The organism is Yersinia proxima (assembly GCF_902170785.1).
In the GTDB taxonomy this organism is placed as follows: Bacteria; Pseudomonadota; Gammaproteobacteria; order Enterobacterales; family Enterobacteriaceae; genus Yersinia; species Yersinia proxima.
Genome location: NZ_CABHYG010000002.1, coordinates 144667 through 153632, shown reverse-complemented (window position 1 = coordinate 153632; position 8966 = coordinate 144667). Strand labels below are relative to the sequence as shown.

The window sequence follows — 8966 nt, the reverse complement described above, 5'->3', positions numbered from 1 at the left end:
TCAGAAGTGAAACGCCGTAGCGCCGATGGTAGTGTGGGGTCTCCCCATGCGAGAGTAGGACACTGCCAGGCATCAAACACGAGTTATCAGAATGACATCTGGTGACTGACAAAATCGCGATGAGCGGTTTTGCACAGCCTAGGAAAGCTGGTCCTGTAAAGGATGGGTATCAGGAAGATACACGTAAAAGAATCGGTGGAGCGGTAGTTCAGTTGGTTAGAATACCTGCCTGTCACGCAGGGGGTCGCGGGTTCGAGCCCCGTCCGTTCCGCCACTTATTTAAATTATGCCTGCTTATTTTAGCAGGCATAATGTTAAGCGTTATTTAGGGGCGTAGCTCAGTTGGTAGAGCACCGGTCTCCAAAACCGGGTGTCGCGAGTTCGAGTCTCTCCGCCCCTGCCATATAAATAACCCTTCGCGAAAGCGAGGGGTTTTTTTATATCGAAAATAACCGTTTAGTTCGATTTTTATACATATTATCTGGCTCTCTTTACGTATTATCCCCCGTTTTAGCTAACATCTATTTGAATTTCACATCAGAAATCTCCATTTATCCTGCCAACTCACCAATTGCCATTACTTCACTAATCACTCTTATTAGTCATATTTTTTATTAAAATCCTGCTGCCCTATAGAAAGGTAACGTTCCCAATCTATGCCTATTCAGCTGAATTTATGTACAAAATGATTGTTATTCTATGGTGTGACGCTGCTCATTATTACTTTCACAAAATGTACTAAAACTAATTAACATTTTATCTATCAGGAAGCTCACCTTAAAAAACATTATGTATTTTGAGAATAACATTATCTGCAAATTGGCCGAAATTCAGCGCAATCAATGTTCTGAATGATCATATTCACTGTTCTTTGGAATGGTAATGAGTCAGCGGCTCGACGATGGCAAGTGAGGAGATAAATATGTACAGACGTTTACTGTTAGCAGCTGCTGTGACCGCAGCAATGTGCAGTTCAGCCCAAGCAGCTCCGTTAGTCGTGGGTTTTTCTCAAATTGGTTCAGAGTCCGGCTGGCGCTCTGCGGAGACTAAGGTTTCTAAACAAGAAGCGGAGAAACGTGGAATAACATTAAAAATCGCGGATGCTCAGCAAAAACAAGAAAACCAAATCAAAGCAGTCAGATCATTTATTGCTCAGGGTGTTGATGCCATTTTTATTGCTCCTGTGGTGGCAACGGGTTGGACGCCAGTGTTACAGGAAGCAAAAGAAGCCAAAATCCCGGTATTCCTGCTTGATCGTATGATTGAGGTGAATGACCCCTCTTTATATACAGCGGCGGTAGCTTCGGACAGCGTATATGAAGGTAAAGTGGCAGGTGAATGGCTGTTGAAAGATGTGGCAGGCAAACCCTGTAATGTGGTTGAACTCCAAGGCACTGTTGGCTCCAGTGTGGCAATTAACCGCAAAAAAGGTTTTGCTGATGGAATTGCCTCTGCGCCTAACGTAAAAATAATTCGCTCTCAATCAGGGGATTTTACACGCAGTAAAGGCAAAGAAGTTATGGAGAGCTTTATCAAAGCAGAGCAGAACGGCAAAAATATCTGTGCCGTTTATGCACATAACGATGATATGGCGATTGGTGCCATTCAAGCCATTAAAGAAGCGGGTTTGAAACCTGGTTCCGAAATCAAAATTGTTTCTATCGATGGTGTGCCAGATATCTTCAAAGCAATGAGTAGTGGTGAAGCGAATGCTACCGTTGAATTAACACCAAATATGGCCGGCCCCGCTTTTGATGCATTAATCGCATTGAAGAAAGACGGCACTCAGCCGCCTAAGTTTATCCAGACAGAATCACGCCTATTACAGCCAGATACGGCTAAACAGGAATATGAATCCAAGAAGAGCCTGGGTTATTGATTATAAAAGGCGGGACTTGTCCCGCCTGCTTTCGTCACCTGTATTTGGGCAATATCTGAGTCGTTTTTGAACGTGGGTACATCTGATGGAAACACTGCTAGAAGTCCGTGGCTTGTCAGTTGAATTTCCTGGTGTTAAGGCATTGGATTCTGTGGATTTCTCTTTGCAGCGCGGTGAGGTTGTAGCTTTACTGGGCGAGAATGGCGCAGGAAAATCGACGTTAATTAAAGCATTAACCGGGGTCTATAAGCGGGCCGCCGGCGAAGTCTATTTAGATGGTGTAGCCATTTGTCCTATTGATACAGCAGATGCCCAAAAAATGGGTATTGGTACAGTTTATCAAGAGGTCAATTTACTCCCCAATATCTCTATTGCAGCAAATCTATTTATTGGCCGTGAACCATTGCGTTGGGGATTAATTGATCATCGCACGATGAATCAACAAGCAACAAAATTACTGAAAGGCTATGGTCTGGAGCTGGACGTCCAGCGGCCTTTGGCTGATTTCTCGATTGCAATACAACAGATTGTCGCGATTGCTCGGGCAGTTGATCTCTCCGCTAAGGTATTGATTCTGGATGAGCCGACAGCAAGTTTGGATGCTAAAGAAGTCAGTATGTTATTGGATATTTTGCGACAGCTGCGTGATCAAGGCATTGGTATGGTTTTTGTGACTCACTTCCTCGATCAAGTCTATCGGATCAGTGACCGTATTACTGTTTTGCGTAATGGCAAACTCGTCGGTACAAAAAACACTACAGAACTTCCTCGCATTGAATTGGTTCAGATGATGCTAGGCCATAGCTTTGACGAACAATTATTAAAACGTGGTGAACATAATATTGCAGTAAGTAACCCATTAGTTGAATTCAAAAACTATAGTCGGCGAGGTGTCGTGGAGAACTTCGATTTATCAGTTTCTCCTGGGGAAATAGTCGGTCTGGCCGGGCTATTAGGCTCGGGTCGCACGGAAACTGCACAGTTAATTTTCGGTGTCACCACACCTGATACTGGAGAAGCCAAAATTCAGGGCAAGCCGGTTAAGATTAGAACGCCACGAAAAGCGTCGAAATATGGTTTTGGTTATTGCCCGGAAGATCGTAAAACTGACGGTATTGTGGGGGCTGCGACGGTACGAGAAAATATTATTTTGGCTCTACAGGCCCAGCGCGGGTGGTTGAGGCCAATTTCTATACGTGAACAAACTCAAATTGCGGAGGATTTTATCCAGCAATTAGGTATCCGCACTCCAGGCCCTGAGCAGCAAATTCAATATCTCTCTGGTGGAAACCAGCAAAAAGTATTATTAGCCCGCTGGTTGGCCACAAAACCTCGCTTTCTGATTTTAGATGAACCGACCCGGGGCATTGATGTGGGAGCGCATGCAGAGATTATCCGCTTAATTGAAAAGCTGTGTGATGAGGGGCTGGCGCTATTAATTATCTCTTCCGAATTAGAGGAATTGGCAGGTTACGCCGATCGCGTCATTGTTTTGCGGGATCGTCGCCATATTGCACAACTCGGTCACGATGAGATTTCTGTTCCTGCCATCATGCAGGCGATCGCGGTGCAATAAGGAGTTACCTCATGGGAAACAGGAGCCTATCTATGTCGCAAAGGCCGCGCAAAGTTAAATGGGTCTTGCCGAAAGGTGCCACGCAGTTTGGTGCTCTGATAGTTATTTTATTGATTGATAGTTTGGTAGCTCCACACTTTTTCTCAATTCATATCCAGGATGGACGGCTGTTTGGCAGTGTGATTGATATCTTAAACCGGGGTGCACCTGTTGCGTTATTGGCACTGGGAATGACGTTAGTGATCGCAACCGGAGGTATCGATTTATCAGTTGGAGCGGTGATGGCTATTGCCGGTGCCACCGCTGCGACACTTACCAGCGCTGGTCATCCTTTCTTTACTGTGTTAATTGCCGCACTCGCCGTTGGCGCGCTGTGTGGGTTATGGAACGGATTTTTAGTGGCGGTGTTACAAATTCAACCGATTGTCGCCACCTTGATGTTAATGGTTGCAGGGCGTGGAATCGCCCAACTTATTACCGAAGGCCAGATTGTTACATTTGATAGCGGTGGGTTGGCAGAGTTAGGCAGCAGCACCTTGCTGTATATGCCAATGTCTGTGGTCATCGCATTTAGCATGCTGATTATTGTGTGGCTATTGACGCGCAAAACGGCACTGGGGTTGTTTATTGAGTCTGTCGGTATCAACTTGCGTTCAGCGCGTAATGCCGGAGTCAGTACACGTTTGGTGCTGATTTCGGTATATGTGATTTGCGGTATCTGTGCCGCGGTTGCGGGCATTATTGTGACTGCCGATATCAGGGGTGCAGATGCTAATAATGCCGGTTTATGGTTGGAGTTGGATGCTATTTTGGCGGTGGTTATTGGCGGTGCATCCTTGATGGGCGGGCGCTTTAATCTTTTGCTTTCAGTGATTGGTGCTTTGATTATTCAAGGTATGAATACTGGGATTTTGCTGTCAGGTTATCAACCGGAATTCAATCTGGTTCTTAAAGCCATTGTGGTGTTAGCCGTATTGGTGGTGCAGTCACCGATGATCTCATTGAGCCATATCTTCCGGAGGCGAAAATAATGTTAAAGCGCAATATTCCTTTGCTGATTACTATCGCCGTTTTTATTCTGGGGTATGCCTTCTGTCTGAGTCAATTTCCCAGCTTTTCCTCTACCCGTGTTTGGTGTGACTTACTGACTGATAACGCCTTTTTAGGCATTGTTGCTGTGGGCATGACCTTTGTTATTTTGTCCGGCGGCATTGATTTATCTGTCGGTTCAGTTATTGCATTTACTGGCGTGCTATTGGCAAAACTAATCGGCACTTATGGCATTCACCCAATGTATGCTTTCGCCATTGTTTTAGTTATGGGGGGGATGTTTGGAGCGTTCATGGGGTGGATTATTGATTCTCTGAAACTCCCCGCATTTATCATCACTCTTGCTGGGATGTTTTTTGTCCGAGGCATGAGCTTTATTGTGTCTGAAGAGTCAATTCCCATTGATCACCCGATTTATAGCACGTTGGCGAATTATGCCTGGAAAGTTCCCGGTGGTGGACGATTTACACTGCTTGCCTTGATTATGCTATTGGTTGTGGCGTTTGGTATTTTGCTGGCCCATCGTACCCGCTTTGGTCATAACGTTTACGCTATTGGGGGTAACAGTGTTTCAGCGGCTCTGATGGGGGTTCCTGTCAGACAAACGACAATAAAAATATATATGTTATCGAGCACTCTGGCTGCTCTGTCAGGGATTGTGTTCTCCCTCTACACCTCCGCGGGTTATGCATTGGCTGCCAGTGGTGTGGAGTTGGATGCCATAGCTGCTGTCGTGATTGGTGGCACACTGCTCACCGGCGGCATTGGTACGGTTTTCGGCACTTTGTTCGGTGTCCTGATTCAAGGCCTGATACAGAGTTATATCACTTTTGATGGCACGCTTAGTTCATGGTGGACCAAGATTGTCATCGGGATTCTGTTATTTAGCTTTATTGCCATTCAGAAGGCGATGAGTGCTTTTTATTTAAATCGCCGTGCTCGCCCTCAGTCACCCCCACTTAATCCCGTATAGCGCTTTGGGCGGCGTTATTCATAGGCGTTTTTAATAACTGTCGAATTAATGTTTGCTGGTCACTGTTTTGCAACCAAACGGCATACAGTGGCCGCACGATAGGCGGGATATCTGCATTGACGATCAGTGCTGGATACTCTTTTTGCCAATGTTCTGGCAGAAAAGCACAACCGCCGGTGGTGTCCAACAGCTGCCGGGTTAAATGGGCTGACGTCGTGGTCAGCACCGGCATCTGATCGCTATTGAGTAAACGGCTTTCTTGTTGATGGAAGTCCGCCCCCCATTCAAGTTTGATATAGGGAGCTTCATTTGCATTTTTATGCTCGGTTTCATCGTCAGTTTTTTCCGATAGTTCAAAGGGAACTGAGGAGAACAGACGCAATGAAAAATGCCCTAACAGTAAACTGGCCAACTCATCCATTTTAGGCGGTTCGGTCGTTATCAATAAATCCAGTTGCCGTTCGTGCAACTGTTTCACCAGTGATTGCCGTAGTGCAATACGTGCTTCAAGGCGTAATGCTTCTCGTTGTTTATATAATTGTTGCAACCACGGGGTGAGGTAAGCCTCCCAAAGTGAAGCGGTTGCACCAATAGACAGTTCGGTGTGTTGCAGCGAATGTACAACCTCCTTTTTGGCTAACTGCCAGGTACTCATCAGCGTTTCAGCGTAAGGGACTAATCGTTCACCTGCCGGAGTCAGTCGAATATTATTGCGATGGCGAGTGAATAAATTTGCACCTAATTGATTTTCCAACTGACGGATACGAAAACTCACCGCCGACTGCGTTAAGTACAAAGATTCAGCTGCGCGACCAAAGTGGCGAGTTCTACTGACCTCCAAAAAGGTTTTCAGTAATTCGGTATCCACACCCATCTCCAATTTTTTTTGTCGTTAAGATTTAAATGTTTTGTTTTACACGATGTCAAGCCTATCTAATACTCCGCGCCATAAACAGCACGACCATGAGAGAATTAGGAGCGTGTCAGATGGCGGATAGCTTCATCACGACCAATCGTTTTTTTGATAATAAACATTATCCTCGCGGGTTCTCGCGTCACGGCGATTTCACCATTAAAGAGGCGCAATTACTAGAGCGCCACGGTTATGCTTTCAACGAACTCGATCTCGGGAAACGCGAGCCAGTAACAGAAGAAGAACAGCTGTTTGTTGCTGTTTGCCGCGGCGAGCGTGAGCCAGTCAGCGCTGAGGAAAAAGTCTGGTCCAAATATGTGACCCGGACTCGTCGACCTAAACGTTTCCATACGCTATCTGGCGGCAAGCCACAGATGGACGCAGTAGAAGATTACACCGATAGTGATGACTAGTACCGCTGTTCTTAGAGCCGCAGGGCGCTGAAATTACTGGCTTGCGGCTTCAATGACATTGGGTATAAGCATCGTGGTTAAAAAGGGGACTTTCGTTCCCTTTTTTACATTAGGCTTTTGTGCAACTGCGAAAGCAAGCGATCCATACAACGATAGCTCAGCGCTTCTGAAAGATGATTTTTTTGAATATTATCTTCCAAAGCTAGATCCGCAATGGTTCTTGCCACTTTTAAAATATGGTGCCATGCGCGCACTGATAGCCCAAGTTTCAGTAGAACCTGTTCAAGAAAAACTGCATTTTCAGGGGTTAAATGACAATATTCAGCTATCTCTTGGCTGCTAAGTTGCGTGTTTATCTTCCCGGCTCTCTCCAATTGTCTTTCTCTGGCTTGCAACACCCGTTGCCTGACAGTTTTGCTATTTTCTCCCTGATGTTTTTGTGTTCCCAGCATACCTGCGGGGAGTAATGGCACTTCTATCGATAAGTCAAATCGGTCCAAAAACGGGCCAGACAACTTTGCCAGATAGCGCAACACTTGTTGTGGTGGTGCTCGATTATGGATGCCTTGATAATGGCCGCTGGGGCTAGGGTTCATTGCGGCAATTAACTGCACTCTGGCAGGGAAACAGACTTTGGCAGCCGATCGGGAAATGATAATTTCCCCCGATTCCAATGGCTCACGCAATGAATCCAATACCCGACGCTCAAACTCCGGCAGTTCGTCCAGAAAAAGAACGCCATTATGTGCCAGTGATATCTCACCGGGGCGAGGAATGGAACCTCCGCCAATGAGAGCGGCCATTGATGCACTGTGATGGGGGGCGCGAAAAGCCCGACAGCGCCATTGGGCTGGTAATTCATTACTGTGTGACAAGCCATTAATGGCCGCAGCCTCAAGTGCTTCTTGATCGGTCAATGGTGGTAGTAAGCCGGTTAACCGATTTGCCAGCATGGTTTTCCCCGTACCCGGCGGCCCCAGTAGCAGCAGGTTATGCCCACCGGCTGCGGCTATCTCCAGCGCTCGTTTGGCTTGTGATTGACCGATGATATCTTGCAGGTCGAGGCTGTTGTTGCAATCTCCATTAATTTCAAATTGTTGACCATATGTGAGTGTATTTTCGCCTTGTAAAAAACTACACACTGCCAACAAATGATTGGCAACTCTACTGTTGCCTTGTGCAATTAACCCAATTTCAAGACTGTTCTCTGAGGGCAAAATTAACTGGCGCTGGGCCTGACTGCTGGCGAGCGCGGCCGGAATTGCACCGCTAACGCGCCTTAGCGCCCCTGATAAGGCGAGTTCACCTAAGAACTCATAGTGCGCTAATTTATCCGCTGGAATCTGTTCTGACGCGGCCAATATTGCCAAAGCGATAGGGAGATCGTAACGGCCCCCTTCTTTGGGTAAGTCTGCCGGTGCCAGACTGACGGTGATCCGTTTAGCCGGAAAGGTGAAGCCGCTGTTGATTAATGCGCTGCGGACTCTGTCACGAGCCTCTTTTACCGTTGTTTCCGGTAGCCCCACCAAAACTAGCCCCGGTAGCCCATTGCTGATATGAACTTCAACCGTAACTGAGGGGGCTTGGATGCCTAATGTGGCGCGGGTGTGAATTGTTGCCAGTGACATGTCGCATTCCTTTGCTGTTATGTTTTCCGGGTGTTGGATGTTACGACAGAGTGCCCGAGGATTTATTTCAATGCCGAGTAAAAGGATTGATTTGCGAAAACGCACGCGAGATTTCGTTGCAATGGAAGTATCAAAATTAAAAATTGCGGTGTAGCGCGCAGAAAAAAGAGCAAAGCGTCGATGCGGGTTTTACTGATTGATAAATAATATATTTATTGTGTTTTCTATCCTCTCTCAAAAAATAATAATTTAAATAAATATTGTCATGTAAGTAATAACTGTGATAACTCTGTAGGCATTCGTTCGACACTAGATAGATGAACAACCTAATTATGAAAGCGATTGTCCAAGTGATTAACCTAGTCCTAATTAGCGTGGTGGTGATTATTATCCCACCGTGCGGGGCTGCACTTGGACGAAGAAAGGCATAAAAATCAAGCCTTAATCTCAAGAGAACCCCCGCACCGAAAGGTCCGGGGGTTTTTTTATTGGTACGTTAAAAGACGCGAGGAACATAAAATGCACAACAGAATA

At 46.2% G+C, this 8966-nt stretch carries 8 protein-coding genes and 2 tRNA genes; 8 read left to right on the top strand and 2 right to left on the bottom strand.

Annotated elements, in window-relative coordinates:
• Positions 1–197 precede the first annotated feature (197 nt).
• From FTB31_RS02065 to yjfF, 6 genes are all read left to right on the top strand, one after another.
• Positions 198–274: transfer RNA gene (locus FTB31_RS02065), tRNA-Asp, on the top strand.
• Positions 275–327: 53 nt separating this feature from the next.
• Positions 328–403, top strand: a tRNA-Trp gene (locus FTB31_RS02060).
• Between the two features lie 519 nt (positions 404–922).
• Positions 923–1879 carry a galactofuranose ABC transporter, galactofuranose-binding protein YtfQ gene (ytfQ, locus tag FTB31_RS02055; protein ID WP_050076807.1) on the top strand — a complete coding sequence of 319 codons (957 nt, stop codon included), beginning with the start codon at positions 923–925 and terminating at the stop codon, positions 1877–1879.
• Between the two features lie 85 nt (positions 1880–1964).
• The gene (gene ytfR / locus FTB31_RS02050) at positions 1965–3455 is read left to right on the top strand and encodes a galactofuranose ABC transporter, ATP-binding protein YtfR (protein WP_050076808.1); all 1491 of its coding nucleotides are present in this window, start codon (positions 1965–1967) and stop codon (positions 3453–3455) included.
• Between the two features lie 11 nt (positions 3456–3466).
• Positions 3467–4486: a galactofuranose ABC transporter, ATP-binding protein YtfT gene (gene ytfT, locus FTB31_RS02045; RefSeq protein ID WP_072081768.1), complete on the top strand. Its 1020-nt coding sequence runs from the start codon at positions 3467–3469 to the stop codon at positions 4484–4486.
• The gene (gene yjfF / locus FTB31_RS02040; protein ID WP_050076810.1) at positions 4486–5478 is read left to right on the top strand and encodes a galactofuranose ABC transporter, permease protein YjfF; all 993 of its coding nucleotides are present in this window, start codon (positions 4486–4488) and stop codon (positions 5476–5478) included. Before ytfT ends, yjfF begins: the two co-directional genes overlap by 1 nt.
• On the opposite strand, the gene hdfR is transcribed toward yjfF, so the two are convergent.
• Entirely contained in the window at positions 5465–6346 is an 882-nt protein-coding gene (gene hdfR / locus FTB31_RS02035) for an HTH-type transcriptional regulator HdfR (RefSeq protein ID WP_050076980.1), read from the bottom strand. The genes yjfF and hdfR overlap by 14 nt on opposite strands.
• Positions 6347–6465: 119 nt before the next feature.
• Here hdfR and FTB31_RS02030 point away from each other — a divergent pair, with 119 nt between their 5' ends.
• On the top strand, positions 6466–6804 hold the full coding sequence (locus FTB31_RS02030) for a DUF413 domain-containing protein (RefSeq protein WP_005162718.1): 339 nt from the start codon (positions 6466–6468) through the stop codon (positions 6802–6804).
• A gap of 104 nt (positions 6805–6908) precedes the next feature.
• On the opposite strand, the gene FTB31_RS02025 is transcribed toward FTB31_RS02030, so the two are convergent.
• Positions 6909–8432: a YifB family Mg chelatase-like AAA ATPase gene (locus tag FTB31_RS02025; protein WP_227731055.1), complete on the bottom strand. Its 1524-nt coding sequence runs from the start codon at positions 8430–8432 to the stop codon at positions 6909–6911.
• 332 nt (positions 8433–8764) lie between these two features.
• Here FTB31_RS02025 and ilvL point away from each other — a divergent pair, with 332 nt between their 5' ends.
• Complete coding sequence (gene ilvL / locus FTB31_RS02020) at positions 8765–8863, top strand: ilv operon leader peptide (RefSeq protein WP_071822504.1); 99 nt, start codon at positions 8765–8767, stop codon at positions 8861–8863.
• The last annotated feature ends 103 nt before the right edge of the window (positions 8864–8966 follow it).